The sequence below is a fragment of the Anabaena sphaerica FACHB-251 genome, from assembly GCF_014696825.1.
GTDB lineage: Bacteria > Cyanobacteriota > Cyanobacteriia > Cyanobacteriales > Nostocaceae > RDYJ01.
Genome location: NZ_JACJQU010000001.1, coordinates 468,103 through 493,137, shown reverse-complemented (window position 1 = coordinate 493,137; position 25,035 = coordinate 468,103). Strand labels below are relative to the sequence as shown.

The following is a 25,035-nucleotide window of genomic DNA, read 5'->3' as shown; positions in this document are numbered from 1 at the left end:
GTTAAAAAATAATGGGTAGAAAGGATAGAGTAGAGAAAATTTATCCTTTATTTTTACTCTTATGTCAGTAAAACAGCATTTACAAAGCTTTGGCAATCACCTCATTCTCGGTGTTTCGGGTACAACCTTAAGCGATGATGATAAACGGGTTCTCAATGAGTTAAAACCTGTTGGGGTGATATTTTTCGCTAAAAACTTTCTTGATGGTGTACCTTATCCGGTTTGGTTAGAAAGCTTTAAGAATTTAATTCAACAAACACGAGAATATACTGAACGTGATTTCCTGTTTACCAGCTTAGATCATGAGGGTGGAAGGGTTGTCAGGACTCCTTTACCCATTACTCGCTTTCCTTATGCTTATTTGCTGCGCTCGCAAGCCTATCAAGTAGCAAAAGCTACGGCTTTAGAATTAAAATCACTGGGAATTAATCTTTCTTTTTCTCCCGTTGCTGATATTTTTTCTAACCCTCAAAACCCTATTATTGGTCCCCGCGCTTTCGGGACAACTCCAGCAACTGCTAGTCAAAGTGCGCGGGAATATTACCAAGGACTCAGGGAAAGGGATATTCTCGGTTGTGCTAAACATTTTCCTGGACATGGAGACACTAGCACAGATTCTCATTTAGAGTTACCAATATTAAATCTAAGTTTAGAAGAGTTGCGAAAACGGGAGTTGATACCTTTTCAGACTCTCATTCAGGAACAGATACCGCTAATTATGACAGCACATATTTTGTTCCCGCAAATTGATCCAGAAGTTCCAGCGACATTATCCAAAACGATTTTAAATCACATTCTTCGGGAAGAATTAAATTTTCAAGGAGTGGTTGTTTCTGATGACTTAGATATGAAAGCTGTTTCGGATATGTTTATGCAGTCGGGAACAGTAGCGCGTGCGTTTAATGCTGGTTGTGATTTATTTATAGTATCACGAAATATCAATTCTTCATCCTTAGAGAGAACATATAAAATAGCAGAAGATTTTGCTAAGTGTTTAAATAATGGTAGTTTAAATGAAGCAGTTGTAGAAGCTGCTCAGAAGAGAATTGAGAAATTACTAGCTGTCACACCTCAATATCCAGTTTATCAACTTGAAAAAGAAATTTTAGTCAATCATGCCGAGTTAGCTATTACTTGCAGTTTTGAGTAGACATCTGGTTATAAAGTAGAGACGTTCCATGGAACGTCTCTACAACTTCTCAAAGAAGTCGGGTATCTGGTTATTCATGAATTGGATTAAAAGCCGGATTTATGCTTAGTAGTCGAATCTTAGTGGGAAAAGCCTATAACTTAGTTTTGCTAATCTTCCCAACCTTGGTATTGAGCTAACAACGCTTCCTTATCTGTAATGCTACCAACTTCTGGAGGACTCAAATAAGCTATTCCCAAGGCTTTCAGATACCTGTTGTAATTAAACTGACTTTTATCTTCTTTACCACCTTGTTCACCTTGTTGTCCTTGACCTTGTTCACCTTGACCACCGTTAATGTTAGCAGCAGTTTCAGAAGTGAGTTCAGCTAACAATTCATTTTTGATGTTTAACATCAGCTTTTCTCCAAAAAATACCTGGTTTATGACGTTAGTTGAGAACTTATTTGTTATTGCTCAACTAATGACTTGTTTATATAGTAAAAGGCATGATTTTTAATTACCTCCGAATTAGAGAATTAAACTTAGGTACTAATTTTAATGTTGTCCAATTGCTTCGAGTTATTGATAATAATATAAAAATTTTCTGACATAGATAACGTAAAGTTTGCGTTTTCAGCAAATGAGTTTTAGCTGATTTCTCAATAAGCGAGTCATTCACACATCAGTTAATAAAATATGATTGCAAATCCTGTAAGCTTGGAATAGCAAGACTTTTGAGACTTCCACAGAAAAAGTTTAATTTTTCTACCTCAGTAATATTTGTATTCAGCAGGTTATTCACTTAACATTTAGATGAGAAAATGACATATTTTGTAATAAAAGCAGAGAAATAAATATAGATATAACTTTGTAAATAAACGTACAAACTGCAAATACAGACACATTAGTTACTTTTGAAAGATTTACCGCTGAAGAATTTCAATGGATATCGGAATGTTGTCAGCACGTTGATTTAACACCGAGAACCGCAAAGCGACTAATTAATATTTGCAAAATCATTAAAATTATCTGGACTCCAACACCTAATGATACAACCTGGAAAGTTGAACCATCACCAGAATGTAAGCAAACATTAATTGCATTTTTAGCTTTAGCTGGTAGATATCCCAAGGAAATACGAAAAATATTGGAAGAAATTTATTTGGAATTTGAAGAAGATGCAAATACGGTAAAAATTGAAAAAGATGAATGGTTAAACCGCTTACAAAAACAAGATGGATATATGGATAGTCATAACCAAAGAGAGTGGAAAAAGTTTAAAAATGACTTCATGAAAATGTCACCCCAGGAAAATTTTTATTTTGAAACTAGAACCTTCCATTTAGCAATTTCCTTCTGTTTTGTGGGTGATATTGGTTATGACCCCGATGATATATACAATCGAGAGTATAGATTTGATGATGGTACAAAAATCTAGGGTTTTAACCAATAAACCATAAGAGTTTAGGTGCGTTAAAAATACCATAACGCACCCAGGATGATAGAATATTATTGCTAACTTAATAACGGTTAGTGGGTGATCTGAGATTCGAACTCAGAACCAATTGATTAAGAGTCAACTGCTCTGCCGTTGAGCTAATCACCCGCACTAAAACCTATAATAGCAGACTTTTGACTCTGGCGCTAGTGGTGCAGTTAAAAAACTGGATGCAGCGGGAATTTAAGCGTGAAGGTGATTTGATGATCAACACTTTTGACATCAATTGCACTGTTTAAACGCTTTATCATCTCTTTCACCAAGGCCAATTCTAATCCAGAATCGCTGGATTTCCAAGGAGCGTTTTTAGTAAAGCGATAAAATGGCTGAAAAACCCGTGTTAGTTCATGACTGGGAATGTCTACACCGGAATAGCTGACTTTCAACTCTACTGCTTCTGCAACTAAGTTAGCAGAAACAATGATTGATTCACCTGCGGGGGTACATTGACAAGCATGATTAAGCAGTTCGCTAATAATGCGCTCAAAATCAGTGATATCAGTTTCTAAAGGTGGAAGTTTTTTCTCAATATTCAAATTTAAGTTTTGTTTCTGGCAATCTGCAACATCCCGAAAAGACTCAACAATGGGAGTTAGCCAAGCTTGTAAGTCAATAGCGATTAATGTCGGTGGTTCTGGTTCAATTTTGAGATATGTAAGAGTGAGTAAATCGTTAATTAATTTGTTTTCGCGTCCACACTCGTTATGTAAAATCTGCAAAAGTTGCGGTACTAATTCTCTATCAAGAATACCATTTGGAGTGAGCAAACTTTCTAAAGTTTGAGCAGCAAGACTAATGTTAGTAACAGGTGTGCGGAGTTCTTGAGAAAGGGTTTTCAGGAATTCATTTTTGCGTCGTTCCCATTTTTCTAGTTCTTTTACCTGTGCTTTAGTTTTTTCCTGTAGCTGAGATTGTCGAATGGCGATCGCACATTTGTTAGCTACTTCCTGCACTAAGGATATCTCTAATTCATTAAACTTTTCTTCTGTAGTTTTAATTAACCAAATATTACCTAAAATACCTTGAATATCAAAAATTGGACAAGCGAGTTGAGAAACAACCTGTATTTGTAGATAGTTGCCAGGGAGAATTTCCACTGTTTGCAAGGGTTGTTTTTGCAACAGTGGCTGATAAACTTGAGGAAAGTCTGCAATCTCTCTCGTTAATCCCTGACAATAAGGTGAACTAGAACTATACTCACAGGTAACGATCGCTGATGTTTGGCTGGGATTATAAAGTTCGATTTGACATCGTTCTAGTTGCAATAATTGTGCTAATCCTTGAACCGCAGTTTGTAGCACTTGATTAAAATCCACACTATCCCGGATTTGTTCAGTGATCAGCCTGACAAGTGCTTGAAAATTCTGCAATTGCTGTAATTGGGATGTGTGCTGTTGCTTTTGTAATTCTAGTTGTGATTGCAGATATTTTAGGTGTTTATGTAGTTCAGATTGTTGTACAGCAATACCAATTTGAAGAGCAATTTGTTTACATAAATCAATTTCTTCTTGCTGCCATTGTCTCGTTTCTCGACAATATTGAACAATCAAAAATCCCCACAAATTCTGTTGTGATAAAATTGGTATAGCTAGATTAGCTTGCACCTGCATAGAGGCGAGAAAATCTCTTTGACAAGGATGTAAACCTGTGGCATAAATATCTTCAACAACATGAATACAGCCGCGTCTATAGCGTTCTCGGTGTTTGGCATCAAAGCAGGGATCTTTGATTTTTCTTCCTAGTAGAGAATCACCAGCCATAATTGTTGATTCAGCCAAAATCACCCCACCATAATCAGTCTCAAATTGATAAATGAGAATGCGATCGCTATCTAGTAAATGGCGAATTTCTTTAACTGTTTGCTGAAAAAACGTTTCTAAATCTTCAGATTCACGAATTCTCAAAGTAGTAGCTTCTAGCAAACGTTCCCGTTCTGCTTGCATTCTTCCTGCTTGTTCTACCAGCTTTGAGGGGGTAATATTGCTACTAGTGCCAATTAGTCTATAAATCCTAGATTTGGCATTTCGCAACGGTGTTAAAGTTGTACTCCACCAAGTATTTACACCCTGAAATTGTAAACATTGTTCATAGGAAATTGTTTTACCAAACCGCACACAATCAGCATAACGCTGACGCACCCTAGCAGCATCAACAGGAGAAAGAACATCCTCTGGTTTTTTACCCCGCAGTTCCTCTGAGGGAATACCAAGCCACCTTTCATGGGTAGGATTAAGTGCAAAATACCGGAAATCCCCATCTTCCAGAACATCGACAATAAATATTGATGTCTGCACAGAATCATACATACTCAGTAGAAATTGTTCACTACTGCTTTTTTCATTGATTTCTGTACCGAAAAAAATCTGCAAAGATGCTGATTTGGTTAAATCTAGAATGGATTCAACTGGATTGATTTTCATGAGAGTCCCTGTTGTATATTGCTGACTCTTCTAGGCGCTGGTATCCAAACTCTCTTGGTATAAATTTTGGTGACAAATCCTCCTTAGCGCCTAAAGCTAAAGTATTGTTCAGATTTTACTCATAGATATTTATATATATCTTTCTCTACTTCTTAACCGAAAATATCGGTAAGCTAATAGGAGTAAATTCAACTGCCCGGCTGGTTGCAGGCAAGAATACATCTTACTTTTATATCAAGTATACTGAAGTTATTGTCAAGAATGTTTTAAGATTCTGGCATATACTGAGTTAGAAACTAGGAAATTTTTCATAGTTGTTACAATTCTTAATATTTCTAGTCATTAGTCATTAGTCATTAGTCATTGGATTATCACTTCCCCCTGTAACCTGTCACCTCAACAGTCTGTAAGCACTAATACCTGTGAGGATACCCACTACCAGCCAAGTAATAGCTAAACCGACAATTTCTCCTAAAAATAACTGTGTGAGACGGCGCAAAAAAATACCTGTAACCGAACCAATACTGAGAGCGATCGCCCAACTTGCGGAACTGAGGAACATCCAAGACCATCCCCAGGAGACTGATGAGGGTATTGCTAACCACCATTGTGCCAGTCCAATCACTAAACCACCAATACCCCCGGAAATAATTCCAAAGAAGATTCGATAATATAAAAACTCTGTGGATAGTACAAACCAACCAACAGCACCTACACCCATAGCGGTGATTAATACCCAACCTAACAGCGTTGATATGATCCAGCCCAAAGGTAAAATAGTCTGTCTGAGAAGATAAGATTGGGGAAGTGCGATCGCTAATCCGCCGATAGCAGCTTCTAGCACTCCAACATCAGGCTTTTCACCAATTTCAATCAAAAGTAAACTTAAAAGAAAACCACTCAAAGTGGCGAAACTCCACAATAATATAAAATTTAAAATACTAACTTGAGTTTTCACTGACACTAATTGCATCACAATTTTTTTAGTTTTAAAGGTTTAACAGCCTGAGTAGAAAACATTTCTAAAAAAGCCTTACGTCGCTTTTGGGGTGATTCGGGAGAGATGTAACCCCACAAACTTTCCCAATAAAAAAAAGAAAAGCCTAAAAAATTGCGATCGCGCACAATTTGTACCTTTTCTTGAATGCTTTCAATATCCACAGGACTAACTAAAGTTCCCGTTGAAATACCGATACTAACAGGAATCTTAGTCATAGCTAATTTTACCCCAGGTTTTTCAATTTCTGTAATAAAAGAATTATTATCATCTCGATATACCTGCAAAATCAACTCATCCACCAACTCTTTATTTACCCAATTTTCCCAATCTTGCAAATAGTATTTATAGGCAAAATACTGGGAATTGGGAGAAAGAGATATTTTGGCTTGCGGCTTAATTCTCTTCACGGCTTGATTAATTTTCACCATGAAATCAGTAATTTTATCTGACCGCCACCGCATCCATTCTGCATCAAAAGGATCAGTAGGTGGATTCTTACCTAGATGTTCTTTTTGGTAAAGTTTAACAGTAAATGAATCATAACCAAATTGTACAGGCATTCCAAAATGATCATCAACTTGAATCCCATCCACATCGTAATTTTTGACAACTTCCAAAATTAAACCCAGGATAAATTCTTGCACTTGGGGATGAAGAGGATTTAGCCATACCTGCCGATTAAAAACACCATTATTATTAATTTCGTCTGGCAGATTTTCAGCCACAGAATTTATACCTTGTTGCCCACTTGTCAACCATTCTGGATGCGCCTTAGCCAATGCAGAATTAGGCGGAGTCATGAAACCATATTCAAACCAAGGAATCACACTTAAATCCTTATTTTTTGCCAACCTTACCAACTTGGACAGAACATCTTTTCCACCCTGCATAAAATTGAGAAAAGGTTGAGTATTTGCACCAGTAATACTTTTAGCAACCTCACTGTTGTAAAAAGTGTAACCTCTGTTCCACGCCACCGGATAAATTGTATTAAAATTAAGTGCTGCTAATTGATTGATCGCCCTTTCCAAACCCCAAGGCACAAAAAGCACACCACTAGCAACATTAGTCAGCCAAACGCCACGGATTTCTGTAGTTAAAGCATTTGTTTTTTGAGAAGAAACCGAAGTAGAATAAATTGGAAATACTGTTAAACTAATTACAAACCCTAAACATAGTAATAATGAAAAACAACGGCGTATCACCCTATTCATCTGCAAACTAAAATTAATTTTTCATATATATAACTACAAAATCAAGTTAGATTTGTCAGGATTATATAATGATCTGATGATTTTCTGATAAGGAATAAAGAATACAGATGATATCAGCCCGGAGATAGATCCCCGACTTCTTTGAGAAGTAGGAGATCTGGGTATTATATTTTTTAAGGTTTAGCATTGCTAAACCTCTACGTATTAGCCCCCCTTTTTTAGGGGGTTGGGGGATCAAATTAAAACCTTTCCACCCCAGAAAACTGCTGATGAGTTGCTTTTGCAGCTTCTCCACAAGTGCGCGGAGTGGGGAAAATTTTACCAGGGTTAGCCAAACCTTGAGGATTAAAAACTTGCCTTACCCATTGCATAGTTTCTAAATCTGTATCACTAAACATATCTGGCATATAACATTTTTTATCCGCACCAATACCGTGTTCACCAGAAATGCTACCACCAACTTTTACACATAGCTTGAGAATTTCTCCTCCTGCTTCTTCCACTTTTTCCAACTCTCCGGGGATAGAATTATCAAATAAAATCAAAGGATGAAGATTTCCATCCCCAGCATGAAACACATTCGCAATTTGATAACCATATTTTTGGCTGATAGCCTCAATTTCATTCAAAACATAAGGTAATTGAGTCCGAGGAATTACCCCATCTTGAACATAATAATCAGGGCTGATATGTCCCGCAGCCGCAAAGGCGGCTTTTCTCCCTTTCCATAATTTTAATCTGGTTTCTGGGTCAGCAGCAGAAGTAATATTCCGCGCTCCATTTTTTAAACAAATTTCTGCTACGCGCTGTTTATTTTCTGCAACTTCTACTTCTAAACCATCAATTTCTACTAACAAAATTGCCGTCGCATCACGGGGATAACAATTAGTAGCAACAACATCTTCAACAGCGTTAATACTAACATTATCCATCATTTCCATCCCACCGGGAATAATGCCAGCACTGATAATATCAGAAACACTTGCAGCCGCAGCTTCAACACTGGTAAAATCTGCTAATAATACACAAATTGATTCAGCACTTTTGAGGATTTTTAAAGTTATTTCTGTAGCAATTCCTAAAGTTCCTTCTGAACCCACAAATACACCTGTTAAATCATAACCTGGCATTTCGGGAATTTGTCCACCCACATCCACAATTGAACCATCGGGAAGGACGAGTTTTAAACCCAAAACATGATTAGTTGTTACACCGTATTTTAAACAATGTACTCCCCCAGAATTTTCAGCAATATTACCACCAATTGAGCAGATAATTTGACTAGAAGGGTCTGGTGCGTAATAAAAACCAGCACCGCTAACAGCTTGTGTCACCCAACTATTAATTACCCCTGGTTGCACAATAGCACGCTGATTTTCTAAATCAATTTTGAGAATTTGCCGCATTAAAGATGTGACAATTAAAACTGAATCTTCTGATGGTAAAGCGCCACCTGATAAACCGGTTCCTGAACCTCTAGCGATGAAGGGGACGGAATATTGATTACATATTTTCACAACTTCCGCTACTTGTTCGGTGGTGCGGGGTAAAACAGCAACTGGGGGTGTTTGGCGATAGCTGGTTAAACCGTCGCATTCATAGGTGAGGAGTTCTTCCCGGCGTTTTACTACTCCTTTTTCACCCAGGACAGCGATGAATTTTTTGATGATGGGTTTCCAGTCTATTTGGGTTTTATCTTGTTCTTTATCTTGGGTTAGCATTATGGTTTTTTTATGGGTGGTAGATGTTTATTTATTTTCTCACGCAGAGGCGCAGAGTCGCAGAGAGGAAGAGAGATTTTTAGGCTACTCCATAATCTGTATAGGGACGTTTATAAGGAGGATGTAATCCCAGGACGATATCTTCTCTGGGAACACCCATTTTTACTAAATCTTCTGCGGGATTTTCTTCTGTGAGGTTTTGTTGTAGCCAAATAAATTTTGCCGTTTTTAATATCTAGATGGATGATAGTTATATACACGCGGTTTAAATGTTCCCATCCAACGTTCATCCATTGATAATGGTCGTGTTCTGTATCAAAGATGAGTTGTACATCTACTTCTTCGGTGGAAATATCGTCTTTGGCGTAATTTGTGAGTAGGGTTTTAATGTATTCTCGATATTTGGTTACTTTATCCATATTCTTCCGTAGCGATAATTCATGAATTCCCAGACATTCGTTCTATTTTGCGTAATTCCTGTTCTGTTAAAGGAGGAATTTCACGTTCCTCAACAAAAATTTGCAAATCTCCTTTTGCTTCATCAATACTAAACGGAACAGTAAAAATTAAATGTGGATGAATCAAATTTCCATCAGTATTTTTAAAAGGAACAACATGAATAATGACAGGAAACCTATTTCTACATTCATTAACTAAGGGAATAGCTACTTTACCAAGTATCCGAGTACCTCCAAAAACAAGACTTCGTTCTTGAGCAACTTTTAATTCAGATTGATTCCACCAATTAAAAACTAATTTTCCATCAGAAGGATCTGCAATTCCCCACAACATACGATACTGTTTTGGAGTTAAGGTTAGTAAACCTTTACCCTCTTTAGACTTTTTCTTTCTTGCTAGTTTTATTAACTCAGCACTAAAAGCAGTTTCCATGATTAATCTTATGTCTGGCTGATCATTTAAATCATCATAGGTGAGTATAGAAAATATATCTCCTAAACCTGCTACTTCATCCTCTATTGGATGAGCTAACAAAATTTTTGTACCATTAACTAGACCTTCAAAATCAAAAGAATCATCAAATTTGTATTTTTTATTATATCGCTTACTAAAACCTTTCCCACTTCCGATCATCTGTTTAGTCATGAATTATTCCTCTGTCTATAATTGAATGATGTAATTTTTGACATTGTACGTCAAAATTAAGCTACAGCAAAATTGGATACTCGGTTAATTTATCTATTCATGTTAAAAAGATTTCGGTAGACCAGCTTGTTTCAAAACTGTATTAGCAGTGTGACGGGACTTGATACAACTATCAACTACAAATCTACGTTGTGTAATAGGACTGTACCAAATTTCATGATCACCTTTACCTTGACGTTCAAAATAGCAACCTGCTTCTGAAAGTATTTTTTTCAATTCAGGTGTAAAGGATGTACTCATATATCAAGCCACCTGAATCAATTCTTGTCTATGACTAATTAACTCAAAGCTAATAGAACCTAAATAATCAGCAGGTACAATATGATTCAATACCAATAATTCTGGAATTATAACTCGCAATTTTTCTGTTAAAACTTCAATAGTCGAAGCTTCTGTTACCAAACCTGGTACATCTTCGCTAGTTGCAACCCAAACATCCGCTTCTGAATCCCAAAATGCTTCAACTTGATAAGTGATTTGTGTCATAATTCCAAACTCTCTAGACTGAACATAAAAGAGAATTAATTATCAATGGGGATAGTATATATTATACTTTATTCTCTATTTATTAACAAAATAACATTACTTTTTTCCTCTCTTCCTTCGTGTCCTTCGTCCCTTCGTGGTTCAATCCTATTTTTTTAAAGAACCGCAGAGACGCAGAGAACGCAGAGAAAGAATAATTTTTATCTATCTTCCTTTGCTCCTTTGCGCCTTTGCGTGAAATAAAAAAATCCTCTAAATAATTTTAATACTTCCTCTCCTTTGGCTCAAACATATTCACCACCACAGGCATATATTGAATATCAATTCCCGCAGGTGAATAATAAGCCATTGTGTGTTTCAAGAAATTACCATCATCCCGATTGGAAAAATCTTCCCGAAAATGTGCGCCGCGACTTTCCTGACGATTTAAAGCTGATGCTAAAATTGTCTGTCCTACGATCATTAAACTTCGCAATTCTAACGCTTCTACTAATTCCGTATTCCAACAACTGCCTTTATCATCTAAATAAACCTGTGGATATTGTTGTTGTAATTCTGCTAATTTCTGCAAACCTTCACTCATTAATTCTGCTGTTCTAAACACTCCACAAAATTCCGTCATTGTATCTTGGAATTGTTGCCGAATTTCGTTAATTCGATATTTTCCAGGTTGTTCTAATAAAGTTTGAATTTCTTGTTTTGCTTCGGTAATATAACGTTGTTCATCTACAGATGGTAATTTGCTATTCTGCACATATCTAGCTATACTTGCCCCGGTTCGCTTACCATAAACTACACATTCTAACAGCGAATTACTACCGAGACGATTTGCACCATGAACAGAAACGCAAGCGGTTTCCCCAGCAGCAAAAAAGCCTTCTACTAATTCATCTGCACTGCTGCGAACTTGTCCATCTGTGTTTACTGGTATACCGCCCATGCAATAATGAATGGTGGGACGTACTGGCATGGGTTGAGTGACAGCATCTACACCTACCAAACGATGGGCTTCTTCCCAGCAGAAGGGAACGCGACTCATGATTTTTTCTTTACCAAGATGGCGTAAATCAAGGTAAACAAATTTACCACCTGGGCTACCGTCAGAATTTACACCTCTTCCAGCGCGAATTTCATAAGCGATCGCTCTTGAGGTAATATCACGAGGAGCCAATTCCATGCGACTAGGCGCATAATTCGCCATAAAGCGATCGCCCTCAGCATTAATTAAATACGCCCCTTCCCCCCGCACAGCTTCGGAAATTAGCACTCCTACAGGATATAAACCGGTAGGATGAAACTGCACAAATTCCATATCTTCTAAAGGCAAACCAGCGATCGCTGTCATTGCCAAACCGTCACCTGTGGAAGCATAATCATTAGAAGTAGTGTTATAAACGCGACCATATCCCCCCGTCGCAAACATCACTGCCTTAGCCCGCACCACCTCAATATGTCCATCTAACAGGTGAAACATCACCAAACCCTTAGCCTGACCATCTTCTAAAATCAGGCGCATTACATACCATTCTTCGTAAATCTGCACACCATAACGCCGCAAATTATTCACCAACTCATGTAAAATTGCATGACCAGTTTTATCAGCCGCGTAACAGGTGCGGTTGTGGGAATGTCCACCAAAAGCCCTTTGGGCAATTCTACCATCCGGTAGACGGGAGAATAAAACCCCCAGATGCTCTAAATCAATGACTACATTTGGCGCTTCTTGGGTGAGAATAGCTACAGCGTCCTGATCCGCCAAGTAATCAGAACCCTTGACAGTATCAAAAGCGTGTGCTTCCCAACTATCTTCTGGATCAACATTTTTCAAAGATGCCGCCATACCACCTTGGGCTGCGACTGAGTGAGAACGAATAGGATGAGTTTTCGCAACTACGGCCACGTTTAATCTGGGGTTAGTCCGGGCAATTTCTAACGCCGCCTGACATCCTGCCAATCCCCCGCCAACAATAATCACATCATGTTCTAACATAATCGCTCCCTGAAATTTATTCAAATCTATTTAGCTATTACTGAATAAACCGAAAACCTTGATAAATCAATACATTAAGGAGTATAAAAGGTGGATAATATGCCAGAAATAAGCCTTCATCCTATTAAAAATCAAACACTTTTTCAGATTCGAGGCCATTCTGACTTCTTCCTCACTCCCCCTCCTGACTCCTACTCCTCACGAAAAAACTTTTATGGCTTACGCTTGGCGTTAGCTATCAGCAAGACCTATTTAAAAATAACTGCTTTACAAAAAAATTCCCTGCCAATGGACAGGGGTGTTTTATAATTTTTTGATTGTCAAGGGTTAATTTTAAATTGCCTCAACTAGTTGCTTGGATAGGCTGTTGCTGAGAAACGTTACCGGGTATAGGTTCAGTTTTTGTTCCCGGTTCCACAGCAGCCAATTCGATATGATTTAACAATGTCGTCACAAAGGCAAACAGCAAGAAAGGCAGTGTGAGAACTATCACGAGTCCTACCGTAGCTAAAGCATATACTGGTCTTCTAGCGCCCATCAGTGCCAAAGCTGATGCTAAACTAATGGTAATTGTGATTAGCCAAACAATGATTTGTCCGTAGATATCACCAAAGGTCAAAGTGCAAACAAACCGATAGTTTTGAATATTATTCTTATTCATCCTGTTTACCTCAAGTCTATCCTCTAGGTTCTACCTTAGAACCATGTTTGGCTGACGGGCAATTTCTCAATATTTTTCCAAGGTTTGTAATATCACTTAACAATTTAGTTGTTTCTCCTCTTGTCTAACTTGTCAAGTGGGATTTATGGCTTTTTCAGCAGTTTCTAATTTACCTTTACCCGCGCTTGCTTCACCATTGCTATCAAGGTTTGATGAGCATCTTCAGAATCGGCTAAAACATGATCAAACGGGATGCGAACTGGCACTGTCTCTTCATCCACCTGTGCCGTTAAATTCATACCCTGGGCATCAATTGATAGCATCTGGGCTGTTGTGGCATTTTTGATCTTACCAAATACCTGAACGTATGTCACCACCGCATCTGCGTGATCTTCGTTCATGTGTTGGCAGATGCGAGAGCTAATTTCTGGCGAGAACTGATCAGACATTGTAACGTACCAAATGGGGTAGACGGATATCGTCTATATTCTAAGTTATAAGTAACTTGGCACAATTAAATATAAAACCTCTCTCCAAACCTCTCCCCTACGAGGGGAAAGGCTTTGACTCCCCCTTCCCTGGTAGGAAAGGGGGTTTGGGGGTTAGGTTTATATTATATTTTTTAACGCCCACTTACTTACTAGCCTGAGATTTACATTCACCATCTTTTAAGTAGCCATCATGAACTGCGTACACCAGGAGATGATGAAAAACTCTTATTCCGATCCTCGCTTGCGGGGAGGGGTTAGGGGTGGGGTCTTATTTTCAAGTCAGGTTGGCGTTAAAAATTGTCGTTATGATAAGGGAACTGTTAACAGGCAAGAAGTTTTGGGCAATTTGACTTTTCGTTACACACTTCGGTTTTTCTCTTCTCACCTACTTATCTGATATAATTTTAACTAAGGCACTGAATTTTTTGTTAAACCTAAATAATTATATAATTCATCAGTTGAAGAAGAATTCAGAAGTCAGAATACCCTGCGGGAAGCAAGCTACAGGAGTCAGAATGCAATCACTGGAGGATTGGAACCCGCCACTGATTGAAGCTCACCAAATTTTCAATTTAGTGGGGGTCTTAAACCCGATTATTCATCCGCCAGTCGGACAAAATTCATTCTGTTAGCGGTAGCGGGGCGTTTAGCCGATTCTGACTCCTGACTCCTGAATTCTGTTCGATAAAAGTAACCCTTGCAGGCAAAAATTCAGACACATAAAACTGTAGTAAAACTATATCAGTTAATTTATTCAAGCCAAGATTCTATGAAAGAAATTAGTCCACGCCGAATTATTATTGGGGATGTACATGGTTATTATCAAGGTCTAATGATACTTCTGAAAGAAATAGCACCCACATCAGAAGATCAAGTCTATTTTTTGGGAGACTTAATAGATCGTGGACCTCAAAGCGCACAGGTAGTAAATTTTGTTAAAGAAAATAACTATCCTTGTCTGCTAGGTAATCATGAGCAGATGCTTTTAAGTGTAATGGGTAATAATTTAAACTCTAATCAAGCACTACAAGCATGGCTGTATAGTGGGGGACAAGCAACCGTTACTAGTTATCAAGCAGCCAAAATTCCTCAAGATCATCTCGATTGGTTTGCAAACCTACCAACATATATTGACTTGGGGGATGTTTGGTTAACTCATGCAGGTGTTGATCCGTACAAAGCTGTGTCCGAACAAAGCGCGGAGGAACTTTGCTGGATACGTGATGAATTTCACAGCATGGAACTTCCGTACTTTACCGATAAGTTAATTATCGTCGGTCATACCATCACTTTCACTCTACCAGGTGTTGAGGCTGGTCAATTGGCACAAGGAGAAGGTTGGTTAGATATTGATACTGGTGCTTATCATCCGCGCAGTGGTTGGTTAACCGGACTGGATATTACCAATAACGTGGTTTATCAAGCTAATGTTTTTAAGAACTGCGTTCGGACTTTACCTTTGGAAAAAGCAGTTACTAGGATTTCGCCAAAGGAAATCAAAGTTAGTCGTCGCCACAAGCAGCGATCCTATTAACAATTCATAATTCATAATTGATTACAGCAGATTGCAGATCAATATCAATGAGGTACAGAATCTAAATTGAAACCAATACACAAAGCCAGTTTTACTCCTGACTCCTGACTCCTGACTCCTGACTCCTGCTGTAATTCATCATTGCGTTTTTAATGGGCTTGTTGAAGCCGGGGATTTCTACCCGGATTTTGATTATGAATTATGAATTGGCAATTACTAAATCATCTTCAAGTTCAGTTCACAGAAATGACTAAACGGAGAGACTTTGGAAAAAATGGCATTTCTACCGCAACAATGCCCGTATATTAGCTTGGTAAGCCGTATTATCTAAGCCATAATTGCTATTGCTTGGTTGACGCTGTATTTGGCTTTGGAGAGACTTAACGCGATCGCTCGCTCCGGGGTGTGTACTCAAAAAAGTGGGAACTGAACTTCTTCCCTGTAGCTTTTTCATAAAGGAAACCATAGCTGAGGGAGCATAACCAGCCTGCGTTAAAGCCCTCAATCCTCTTCTATCAGCATCATATTCATCTTGACGACTTTTTGGACGATTTAGAGCCAAATCAACACCTATAGCTACTGCCTGATTCCGATTTAAGCCAGTTGCACTAGCAACACCACTAGCGATCGCTCTTTGGCGCATCTGCTTGATTAAGTGTTGACCCTCAATGTGACCCATTTCATGGCCAATTACACTTGCTAGTTCCGCTTCATTTTCCGCAGCTTTTACCAACCCTGTATTTACATAAACGAAACCACCCAGAGTTGCAAAAGCATTAACAGCATCATCCTCAACTACCTGAAAAGTATAAGGAATATTAGAGCGATCGCTATTAGCTGCTAACCGCCTACCAATCTGCTCCACATAACTATTAAGCTGCTGATTGCGGGAAATTCTTACTTCTTGGCGTAACTCATCATTCATCTGCTTGCCAAGCTCAACTTCCTGACGAGCAGATAGATTAGACATCTGAAATACTTGTACCCCTTGAAATAAAAGCGGCAATAAATCTATAGCTTTGCCGGGTAAAGGTGTACTCAAGCACAGACTCAGAGCAACACTTAGCGAAATCAACGGATAAAACCAACGTCGCCGCCCTATACGATAATTTGCCAAAAATCCATTCCAGTTAATCATAATCCCATGAAAAGAGAGTGGTGTGAGAACTTAAAATAGGAGACGTATTTACAGCTTACTAAGTTGCATTCTCAACTCAATACCTGTGAAAAAACAGACGAGGGAAGTCTACGCTATGATTAAAAATCAGAAATTCTCAACTGCTTTATTACTTACCTTTCTGCTGCCACTGCTTCCAACTGTTCCAGCTATGATAAACTGTCGCATAACTGTACCTTCCATCCGTTATTAGCTGCTACCAAATAGGCAAAATTGCCACTTCCCTCTCAAACCTTCTTTGACTACAATTTAACCTGAAAAAACTTGTTATGCCAATTTTAGATTCCAAAGGTCGCTTATTCGGCAAAATCAACTTACTCGATTTAGGTGCTGCGCTGATCATCTTACTAGTTATAATCGGCATCTTTATATTTCCCGGAACTTCCGGTTCTGTAGCTCAAGTCGGCACGAAAACAGTACCTATCGAAGTAGACTTAGTAGTGCGTGGTTTAAATGTCCGCGACCCTGAGCAGTTATTTAAACAAGGATTTAGTAAGGGCGGTAAAACAAATGTAATTATTCGTAATCAACCCTATGGACAAATTGGTATTAAATCTATTCAACAGCTAGAAAGAACTGTTACTGTTCCTCAACCAGATGGTTCAGTTAAAGAATTAGCAGATCCAAGAGCAAACAACTTTAGTGCAGATTTTCTTTTGACCCTAGAAGGTAAAGCACAAGTTACCAACAGCGGGCCAGTTTTAGGTAATAGTAAAGTTAAAATTGGAATGCCTTTTGAATTAGAAGGTTTTAACTATAATTTTAACGCTTCAGTCATCGATATTCGTTTAAAAGATAATTAGTATTTTGGTAATGGGTAATTCAATTTTGGATTTTGGATTTTGGATTTTGGATTTTATTAACTCCAATCTAAAATCTAAAATCTAAAATCTAAAATTTTCTTTCCCAGCCCCCAATCCCCAATCACCCATTCAGCAAAGTTAAAAATTTACGAATTAATCCAATTGTCACCGCAGGTAATTCTAATTGCGGAGTTAATCCCACATTTTCTAAAGGTTGAAAGAATCGAATACTTTGGGGATTCATTTCCGCAAAGCGGCGACCGATTTCTGGTCCTGTAAATTGTGATTTTTGTCCCCAAATGATAGCTGTGGGAGTTGTCAACTGTTGAATGTAAAGAGACAAATCAAAGCACAAATCTCCACGAACAAAAGACAGTGCTGCATATTCAGCATTTGGTTGTTGGGCAGATTGTAAATAAGCGTCCACAATCTCTTGATAAACTCGATTAGATTCGGCAAATTGTCTTTGCTCTAAAAAGCTGCGAATACCTGAATCAGTGGCAATTCCTGTACTATATAACAAGCGATCAACAAAGGGAACACTGACTAACTGGGCAAAAAAGCTGCGGGAGTAGTCTTGGCCAAAGTCCGAAAGTCCAGCGGGACTGACAAGAATTAAAGACTTAAATAAATCAGGACGGGCGATCGCAACTCGAATTGTCAAAGCTGCTGTCAGAGAAGAGGCTATTACCATCACTGGCTCTGTACAGGTCTGCTCAATCAACTCTTGAATCGTCGTCAAATAATCCTCAATTTTGTAACTGCGTTGCGGATGCTCAGAGCCACCCCAACCAATTAAATCTGGTGCAATGACTCGATATTCAGCAGCAAAAGCTGGATATACCTTCGACCACTCATAAGCAGAAGACCCACCACCAAAGCCATGCAGAAACAACAAAGTTTCCTTGTCCGATTTTTCGCTTTTATCCTGCCAAGGTGAGCCACTAGCAGTATAGTATACCATCCTGCCTAGTGACGTATTGACGGAGCTTTGCTCAAAGCCTAAAGGTTGCAACATAAGTATTATCTGTTAATTTTTGTAACTAATTAGCATTCATAGCACCGAAGTAGCTCCAAAATGCTGACTGATTGGGTACAAACTCCCCCTTCCTGTTTATTATCAGCCAACTAAGAACACCATAACTTCTGACCATCGTTAGAATAAATCAAATATAATTCTTGTGAAGTGGGCATCCTGTCCACAAACAAAAAATATTGTATTAAATAGGTTAAGTAAAAGCTGTGACACAGGCTTCGTCTTCTTGGCGGCAATTATTCAAACAGCTTCCAGAGATCAAGACAGGAAGCCCAAAGCAACGAAAGTTAAAACGTTTCTCTGAACCTGGAACCATTCTTGGATTCTTGACAATCATCGTTGCTATGCTGTTTTGGAACTGGAAGTTGCTATTAGCACTTGCCGTTGGTATTGGGGTAATGCTCATCGCTTACTCAATACCTAAATGGAACTGGCAAATAAGTTGGTTAGAAATACGCAGGTTTTTAAACAGTGCCAACGTTCGGTTAGCTTTAGCAGTGGCTAGTGGTGGTGTTGCTACTTTGATTACTTACATGGCAGCTGCCATCTGGGTTGATTCCCCAAGTCTTTGGATGGCTGTTGGTACTATTGTGCAAGGGTTTGGAACATTGCTAACTTTAGTCTTGTTGGTGTGGCAAATTTTCAACTTTCAGGAAAATCGAGAGGAAGACTATCTTGAACAATTGTTAAACAACTTAACGGAAACAGATCCCTTAAAACGGTTGCTTGCTGTGCGCCAACTAACTAAATTCATCACTCGCAAACAAGCTGATGCTTCAGTAAAGCAAAATGTGGTCGAATGCTTACAACTCCTATTGAGTACGGAAGAAGAAGCAATAATTCGTGAAGCAGCTTTGAATAGTTTGCAAACCTTGGATGGGTTACAAATGCTACTATCCACCAGTAATAAACCTCTTGTACCTATATCTACAAAAGTTAAGCACGAGGTTTATTAGTCACTTATAGCAGGAGTCAGGAGTCAGGAGTCAAGAGTGAAACCCTGTTGTAGTCAGAGTTTCATTATTAATTTATGTCCTAACCATCATGTCCACTGCTATAGTTGTCGGTTATCAATGGAAGAAGGCAAAAGGTAAGAGGCAAAAGTTGATTAATTTTACCCTGCTGCCTGTTCCCTGTTCCCTATTCCCTGTTCCCTGTTCCCCGTTCCCTATTCCCTGTTCCCTATACTAATTTCGATATAACCTTCCATTCTTCACCTGAACCACAGGATGATTACACCGTCTTACCAGCTGCTCATCATGAGTAGTGACAATTACTGTAGCTCCAAAAGTATTTAATTTCTGGAGAATCTGGATAACTTGCCAGGAATTATCGGGATCAAGGTTTCCCGTTGGTTCATCGGCTAGTAGTAGGGGTGGGGTAGCGATAATTGCTCGCGCAATACTCACCCGCTGCTGTTCTCCCCCAGAAAGTTGATCAGGAAAAGAGTCAGCTTTAGATAATAAACCTACTAATTTTAAAGTGGGTTCTAAACGTCGTTGAATTTCTTTACGAGTGTAGCCTTGAGCTTGCAGTACAAAAGTTACATTCTCTGCCACAGTCCGCTGGGGAATTAATTTATAGTCTTGAAAGACGATTCCTATGCGTCGGCGCAACAATGATAAGCGATCGCCCCGTAAGTTTGCTACATTCAAATCATCAACAATTACCTCTCCTTGGCTGGGTAACTCTTGACCATAGAGCAGTTTTAAAAAGGTCGATTTTCCAGAACCACTCGGCCCTGTAATAAACAGAAATTCTCCCTTTTTGATATTTATACTCACATCCAGCAGGGCATGATAGCCGTTGGTATAAGTCTTGGTGACGGAGCGCAACTCTACCATTGCCCCAGCTTGACTACCCTGCTGTTGACTATCTGTGTCTTCTGTTATGTAAACTGTTGACATCTATAGACATTCCTATGACCAATTACCCATTTCAACATCCAGCACTGTTTATACTCCTGGCAGTCAAGCGATAAACAAAGGCCTTGAGTACGAACTCAGGTAAAGCCAGCATTCGCCGCCAACGCCAAGGTTCTTGATACAAACGGTACAGCCATTCTAAATTGTTATTTGCCAACCAACGAGGAGCGCGAGTTTTTCTCCCTGACCAAATATCGAAACTACCACCAACCCCAATCCAAATTGCTTGGGGACAGAAATGGCGGTTTTTGGCGATCCATAACTCTTGACGTGGCACTCCTAGACCAACAAAAATGACTTGTGGCTGCAATTGAGCTAATGTTTGCTGTAATATTTGTTCTTCTTCTGGGGAATGGTATCCGGAGTGAGTACCTACTATATCCAAATCTGGAATTTCCATCTGCCAAAACTCTGCGGCGGTTGCGGCTACTCCCGTAGCTCCTCCATAGAAAAATACTTTAGTAGGTGTTTTGTGCTGACCGAGTTCTTGTAACAGTTTTTCTGCTAATTCAATTCCTGGACAACGTTTTACTTCTTGTCTTAATAGACACTGCAAATACAAAACAACCCCTGCGCCATCTGGAATCACTAAATCAGCTTTTTGAATTACTTCAGCGAGGAAGTGATTCCGCTCCGCCTGCATAGTCATTTCTGCATTGAGCGTAACTACATGAGTTCCTCTGCCTTGTTGTAGGCATTCTAGCAACCAGTGGGGATAGTTTGTCATCACATGAACTGGTAAACCCAACACTGAAAATTTTGTATCTGATTTATACATAGTATATTTTATTAGACTTACACCAAATTATTTAGAAGCTTAGTCTATCAAATTTTCTCCCAGACGGATTGTATATTTTGGGTTAGTTTTTGCCTGATTGCCAAGATAAAAATTCTTCTTTCAGTTTGGATGCAAATCTGGTTTTGGATTCAGGGATGGAAGTTGATCCTGCTCACTTTGCGGTAAATTAATTACTTGAGCGATCGCTCGCACTAAGTCTTCTCCTGCTATCGGCTTTGGCAGATGCAACTGAAATCCTGCGTCTATAGCCTGGCGTTGGTCATATTCTCCAGCAGAGGCAGTTAAAGCAATGGCTGGAATTTTTCTCCCTTGTTCTGTCTTCCAAGTTCTGACTTGACGCATTAGCATATAGCCATCCATTTCTGGCATACTAATATCACTGATTAACACATCTATATGTCTCTGTGATAGCATTTGTATTGCTGCCAATCCTGAAGATAACGCCATCACCTCAGCCCCATATTTTTCTAAAACAAAGGCGACAAAATCGAGAGAATCAGCATCATCATCAACAACTAAAACCTGTAGACCATTCAGCGGCAAAGAATTAAGCGTTAAGAATGAAGAATTATTTTCTTCATTTACCATCCTGGAACTATCATCTTTAATCAAGGGTAATCTGACAGTAAACCTTGCCCCCTGATCTATACCAGGGCTTTCTGCTGTGATCATACCGCCATGTATTTCCACTATATTCCGGACAATTGCCAGCCCCAAACCTAATCCACCAAATTTTCTGGTAGAACTGCTATCTGCCTGCCGGAAGTAATCAAAAACATAGGGCAAAAACTCAGCACTAATCCCCTTACCTGTATCACTAACTATAATTTCAGCATAGCCATCAACTTCACCTAATTGAACTTCTACCGTTCCTCCCCTAGTTGTAAATTTAACAGCGTTAGAAAGCAAATTCCAAACCACTTGTTGCAAGCGAGTCGGGTCACCTATCACTTGAGCGATCTTCTCTGGAAAGATTGTGTTTAACTGAATAGACTTAGTTTCTGCTGCCAAACGTATTGTTTCTATCGCCGATAAAACTATAGGGGCTAAATTTACGTTTACCCTATTCAGCGCCAGTTTACCCTGTAAAATTCGCGAAACATCAAGTAAATCTTCAATCAGTTGCACCTGTAATTTGGCATTGCGTTCAATTATTTCTAAAGCTTGAGATGTCTTAATCTCGTCAAATTTATGAATTCGCAATAACTGAGACCAGCCTAAAATTGCATTTAGAGGTGTGCGTAACTCATGAGAGAGTACAGCCAGAAATTCATCTTTAATTCGATTAGCTGTTTCAGCTTTAGCCCGTGCTGCTTGTTCTAATTCCAATAAGCGGACGCGTTCTTCTTGTATTTCTTTATGTTCATGGATATCTGTACAAGTACCAAACCACTTGATTACACAATCTTGCTCATTTTTAAGTGGTAATCCCCGTGCCAATTGCCAGCGATAACAACCATCCGCAGCCCGTTTAAAGCGGTATTCATTCTCATAAATTTTACCAGTTTCAACAGCATTTAACCAGACTTGATAAGAACTTTCCACATCATCTGGATGCAATGCTGCTAACCAACCAGAACCCAATGATTGCTCTAATGTTAATCCTGTATATTCACTCCAATTGAGATTAAAAAAATCACACTGTCCTTGTGCATCACTTGTCCAGACAAGTTGGGGGATTGCTTCCACCAAATAACGGTAGCGTTCCTCACTTTGTCGTAAAACTTCTAGGATGCGTTGACGTTCAGTAATTTCCTGTCCTAATTGCTCGTTGGTGTTAGTAATCTCTTGCGTGCGGAGAGCAACCAATTCCTCCAAATGATTCTGATATTTTCTCAGTTCTTTATCTATCCGTAACCGATCCGATATTTCTGTTTGCAGTTCTTGATTTATTTGTTTGAGTTGAGTCGGACTCGGAAGAGCTAGTGCTTGTGGAACTAAAGGTACAAGTTCTAATGCTGTAATTAAAGATATTATTGCAGTGCCAGCTTTAACCAACCCTGATAACCAATATATGGGATGCCAAAGAGTCCAAATTTCTAATAAGTGCGTAGTACCACAAGCTATGATAAAGGCGCTAAACAAGAGAAAAATCCAAGAGAATGGGAGATCTTTACGCTTATTAACAAAGTAAAATAGTGTGATAGGAATTGAGTAATAAGCTAGAGCAATCAGTGCATCAGACAATAAATGTAGCAAAACTAAATCAGTTTTCCAGAGATAGCAATGCCCATGTGGTATAAACAGACCTGAGTTAAAAAGATTATTCCATATTTCCGGCATATTTTTTCATGGATCTATTTTAAGTGATTGCGCTTATATAGCGATTGGGTCTTACGGTCTGCAAATTATAATTTCATCAACTGTTTTTAAGTTATACTCGGTTGAGTTAGTTGCTATGAAACTTGAAAAATTCGGGAGCATTCCCAATGTGTAAGTTTATTTTTTTCTGAGCTTCTAACTTTAACAAGACGTGAAATGAACGAACCACGAAGGTAAGAAGAAAGCAGAGGGTTTTCGGATACTTATTCCGCGTTTTTGCAAAATTGGGATGCTCCCAAAAATTCAGTATAAAATCACTTTGTTTCTAACTAACAAATTTGATAATTTACGAATTACTAATTACTACATCTTCTGTGATTTGGTTGAGTGAATGAAAGTAAACCAAAGTAAACCAAGGAAAAATTAGGGTTGCCTAAGATGGTTGTCAGTGTGTAATTCTTCCTCAAAGAAGATTTTATGCTGTCTACCTGATTCCTGCTCACTCCATAACCCCATAGATTATTGATCATAAGATAAATTTCTGGATATCGCCCAGATCAACTTAGTGTGACATACTCCTACACTTCTGCTTCGCAGTAAGTGTAGGCTTCCAAGACAATCCGGCTATTGCTTAGGAGGCTCTTGGCTTTAAGAACGGAATGCCGATACAAAAAAGCTAACTAATGCCAACAAAAGTCGGCTTTTTCTTCCTGCTTCACCAGTTCGACTATGCTCACTGAACTCCTAGAAGTGCCGGCACTATCTAGTCCACAGGCTAACACGGTCAATCTGACCGCTTCTTTTTTTAAATTAATCGCAGCGTTTAAATCTCTGTCACACTCAAAACCACAGCTATCACATTTAAACAGAATTCCTTTAACCCAACATCAATACCAATTATAAATTCTGAATTGAAATCAGCTTTAATCGTTGGAACTGTTGAGTCTTCTATAGGACTTACGCAAGATTGAACTCAAAACCTGATTCTTGCGTAGGGGTAATACCGCAACGGGCAAGCAAGCTACATGAATTACCCCTACTTCCGTTCTGTTTTGCGTAAGTCCTGTTCTAGACTAGTAACCGTCAGCTTTCTTGGTAACGGAAGCAGTTTTGATTTTCAAACCATCTGGGATAGGACGATGCAAAATAACTTTAACCTTGCCAAACATGAGAAGATTAATTAGATTACCTTGCAAACATTCATTTTTTATTTGTGGATAGGTAAAGGTTTTGTAACGACTCTCCTATCAGGAATAGGATAACATAATAGTGACAACAATGGGTATACATAAGTATGAAAAGTACTAGATTAAATGTACGGATGTCCGAACGTAGATTGAATAAATTAAGACAGTGGGCGGCAAGCAAAGACAAAACTGTGACGCAGATAGTTGAAGATTGGATTGACCGACTACCGAATACAGAAATTGATAAAAATTCAACTACCCCTCTCCCTGTCAAACCTGCGGTTTGATGTGGTCAAGGCGTGTCTCGTTTTTATCTGGCAATTCATCTCATCACCTCCCTATGCTTACGGCACGCTGCGCGAACGGGTAGGTGAGAGGCTTCTTGCTGTTTTAGCTAAAAATAGCCATAATCTTTTTAAAGTTTATCAATCTCTATGAAGCGCCAAATCTAACTTGTTTACAATTTAGAGTATTGTTATTTAATATAAAGTATAGAGGTGAGATGTTCCTAGTAATTACTCTCTAGGTAATTTAAG

Annotated in this window: 24 protein-coding genes, 1 tRNA gene and 2 pseudogenes; 7 read left to right on the top strand and 20 right to left on the bottom strand. The window is 38.8% G+C overall.

The window, feature by feature from the left end; genetic code table 11:
* Positions 1-61 precede the first annotated feature (61 nt).
* Entirely contained in the window at positions 62-1,150 is a 1,089-nt protein-coding gene (gene nagZ, locus H6G06_RS02120; protein WP_190556599.1) for a beta-N-acetylhexosaminidase, read from the top strand.
* A gap of 149 nt (positions 1,151-1,299) precedes the next feature.
* Here the strand turns inward: nagZ and H6G06_RS02115 are convergent, their stop codons facing one another.
* Complete coding sequence (locus tag H6G06_RS02115; protein ID WP_190556597.1) at positions 1,300-1,545, bottom strand: hypothetical protein; 246 nt, start codon at positions 1,543-1,545, stop codon at positions 1,300-1,302.
* A gap of 733 nt (positions 1,546-2,278) precedes the next feature.
* On the opposite strand from H6G06_RS02115, the gene H6G06_RS27190 reads away from it, so the two are divergent.
* Complete coding sequence (locus tag H6G06_RS27190; protein ID WP_242039571.1) at positions 2,279-2,569, top strand: hypothetical protein; 291 nt, start codon at positions 2,279-2,281, stop codon at positions 2,567-2,569.
* Positions 2,570-2,665: 96 nt separating this feature from the next.
* Here H6G06_RS27190 and H6G06_RS02105 read toward each other — a convergent pair.
* The 10 genes and pseudogenes from H6G06_RS02105 to H6G06_RS02060 form a co-directional block, all read right to left on the bottom strand.
* A tRNA-Lys gene (locus H6G06_RS02105) sits at positions 2,666-2,737 on the bottom strand.
* A gap of 50 nt (positions 2,738-2,787) precedes the next feature.
* Positions 2,788-5,049, bottom strand: coding sequence for a GAF domain-containing protein (locus H6G06_RS02100; RefSeq protein ID WP_190556595.1), 2,262 nt, complete (start codon positions 5,047-5,049; stop codon positions 2,788-2,790).
* Positions 5,050-5,440: 391 nt separating this feature from the next.
* Positions 5,441-6,022, bottom strand: coding sequence for a hypothetical protein (locus H6G06_RS02095; RefSeq protein ID WP_190556592.1), 582 nt, complete (start codon positions 6,020-6,022; stop codon positions 5,441-5,443).
* On the bottom strand, positions 6,022-7,263 hold the full coding sequence (locus H6G06_RS02090; RefSeq protein ID WP_190556590.1) for a glycoside hydrolase family 10-like protein: 1,242 nt from the start codon (positions 7,261-7,263) through the stop codon (positions 6,022-6,024). Before H6G06_RS02090 ends, H6G06_RS02095 begins: the two co-directional genes overlap by 1 nt.
* A gap of 239 nt (positions 7,264-7,502) precedes the next feature.
* Entirely contained in the window at positions 7,503-8,984 is a 1,482-nt protein-coding gene (gene glcD, locus H6G06_RS02085) for a glycolate oxidase subunit GlcD (protein ID WP_190556588.1), read from the bottom strand.
* Between the two features lie 79 nt (positions 8,985-9,063).
* Positions 9,064-9,403, bottom strand: a pseudogene (locus H6G06_RS02080) (XisI protein).
* Between the two features lie 19 nt (positions 9,404-9,422).
* Positions 9,423-10,088: a hypothetical protein gene (locus tag H6G06_RS02075; RefSeq protein ID WP_190556586.1), complete on the bottom strand. Its 666-nt coding sequence runs from the start codon at positions 10,086-10,088 to the stop codon at positions 9,423-9,425.
* Positions 10,089-10,190: 102 nt separating this feature from the next.
* Positions 10,191-10,388, bottom strand: coding sequence for a type II toxin-antitoxin system HicA family toxin (locus H6G06_RS02070; protein WP_190556584.1), 198 nt, complete (start codon positions 10,386-10,388; stop codon positions 10,191-10,193).
* 3 nt (positions 10,389-10,391) lie between these two features.
* A complete protein-coding gene (locus H6G06_RS02065) occupies positions 10,392-10,634 on the bottom strand; it encodes a DUF1902 domain-containing protein (protein ID WP_190556582.1) in 243 nt (80 codons plus the stop codon).
* A 262-nt stretch (positions 10,635-10,896) separates the two neighbouring features.
* Positions 10,897-12,624: a succinate dehydrogenase/fumarate reductase flavoprotein subunit gene (locus tag H6G06_RS02060; RefSeq protein WP_190556580.1), complete on the bottom strand. Its 1,728-nt coding sequence runs from the start codon at positions 12,622-12,624 to the stop codon at positions 10,897-10,899.
* A gap of 90 nt (positions 12,625-12,714) precedes the next feature.
* Here H6G06_RS02060 and H6G06_RS02055 point away from each other — a divergent pair, with 90 nt between their 5' ends.
* Positions 12,715-12,933, top strand: coding sequence for a hypothetical protein (locus H6G06_RS02055; RefSeq protein ID WP_190556578.1), 219 nt, complete (start codon positions 12,715-12,717; stop codon positions 12,931-12,933).
* Between the two features lie 34 nt (positions 12,934-12,967).
* On the opposite strand, the gene H6G06_RS02050 is transcribed toward H6G06_RS02055, so the two are convergent.
* Together H6G06_RS02050 and H6G06_RS02045 are read right to left on the bottom strand one after the other, a co-directional pair.
* Positions 12,968-13,285, bottom strand: coding sequence for a hypothetical protein (locus H6G06_RS02050; RefSeq protein WP_190556576.1), 318 nt, complete (start codon positions 13,283-13,285; stop codon positions 12,968-12,970).
* 164 nt (positions 13,286-13,449) lie between these two features.
* On the bottom strand, positions 13,450-13,734 hold the full coding sequence (locus H6G06_RS02045) for a DUF2470 domain-containing protein (RefSeq protein ID WP_190556574.1): 285 nt from the start codon (positions 13,732-13,734) through the stop codon (positions 13,450-13,452).
* A gap of 811 nt (positions 13,735-14,545) precedes the next feature.
* Here H6G06_RS02045 and H6G06_RS02040 point away from each other — a divergent pair.
* On the top strand, positions 14,546-15,310 hold the full coding sequence (locus H6G06_RS02040; protein ID WP_190556572.1) for a metallophosphoesterase family protein: 765 nt from the start codon (positions 14,546-14,548) through the stop codon (positions 15,308-15,310).
* A gap of 283 nt (positions 15,311-15,593) precedes the next feature.
* On the opposite strand, the gene H6G06_RS02035 is transcribed toward H6G06_RS02040, so the two are convergent.
* The gene (locus tag H6G06_RS02035; RefSeq protein WP_190556570.1) at positions 15,594-16,448 is read right to left on the bottom strand and encodes a M48 family metallopeptidase; all 855 of its coding nucleotides are present in this window, start codon (positions 16,446-16,448) and stop codon (positions 15,594-15,596) included.
* Positions 16,449-16,756: 308 nt separating this feature from the next.
* Between H6G06_RS02035 and H6G06_RS02030 the strand changes: the two genes are divergently transcribed.
* Positions 16,757-17,290: a DUF4330 domain-containing protein gene (locus H6G06_RS02030; protein WP_190556568.1), complete on the top strand. Its 534-nt coding sequence runs from the start codon at positions 16,757-16,759 to the stop codon at positions 17,288-17,290.
* A 121-nt stretch (positions 17,291-17,411) separates the two neighbouring features.
* Here H6G06_RS02030 and H6G06_RS02025 read toward each other — a convergent pair whose 3' ends face one another.
* Positions 17,412-18,308, bottom strand: coding sequence for an alpha/beta fold hydrolase (locus H6G06_RS02025; RefSeq protein ID WP_190556566.1), 897 nt, complete (start codon positions 18,306-18,308; stop codon positions 17,412-17,414).
* A gap of 224 nt (positions 18,309-18,532) precedes the next feature.
* Between H6G06_RS02025 and H6G06_RS02020 the strand changes: the two genes are divergently transcribed.
* Positions 18,533-19,282 (top strand): armadillo-type fold-containing protein, encoded by a 750-nt coding sequence (locus H6G06_RS02020; RefSeq protein ID WP_190556564.1) that lies wholly within the window; start codon positions 18,533-18,535, stop codon positions 19,280-19,282.
* Between the two features lie 231 nt (positions 19,283-19,513).
* Here the strand turns inward: H6G06_RS02020 and ftsE are convergent, their stop codons facing one another.
* The 5 genes and pseudogenes from ftsE to H6G06_RS27185 all read right to left on the bottom strand — a co-directional run.
* Positions 19,514-20,233: a cell division ATP-binding protein FtsE gene (ftsE, locus tag H6G06_RS02015; protein ID WP_190556562.1), complete on the bottom strand. Its 720-nt coding sequence runs from the start codon at positions 20,231-20,233 to the stop codon at positions 19,514-19,516.
* A 31-nt stretch (positions 20,234-20,264) separates the two neighbouring features.
* Complete coding sequence (locus H6G06_RS02010) at positions 20,265-21,029, bottom strand: WecB/TagA/CpsF family glycosyltransferase (RefSeq protein WP_190556560.1); 765 nt, start codon at positions 21,027-21,029, stop codon at positions 20,265-20,267.
* A gap of 120 nt (positions 21,030-21,149) precedes the next feature.
* Positions 21,150-23,333: a hybrid sensor histidine kinase/response regulator gene (locus H6G06_RS02005; RefSeq protein ID WP_190556558.1), complete on the bottom strand. Its 2,184-nt coding sequence runs from the start codon at positions 23,331-23,333 to the stop codon at positions 21,150-21,152.
* 659 nt (positions 23,334-23,992) lie between these two features.
* Positions 23,993-24,181, bottom strand: a complete 189-nt coding sequence (locus H6G06_RS02000) for a zinc ribbon domain-containing protein (RefSeq protein WP_242039586.1) — start codon at positions 24,179-24,181, stop codon at positions 23,993-23,995.
* 207 nt (positions 24,182-24,388) lie between these two features.
* Positions 24,389-24,553: pseudogene (locus H6G06_RS27185) on the bottom strand (RNA-guided endonuclease TnpB family protein); the annotation flags it as partial.
* Between the two features lie 53 nt (positions 24,554-24,606).
* Here H6G06_RS27185 and H6G06_RS01995 point away from each other — a divergent pair.
* A complete protein-coding gene (locus H6G06_RS01995) occupies positions 24,607-24,786 on the top strand; it encodes a hypothetical protein (protein ID WP_190556556.1) in 180 nt (59 codons plus the stop codon).
* Positions 24,787-25,035 lie beyond the last annotated feature (249 nt).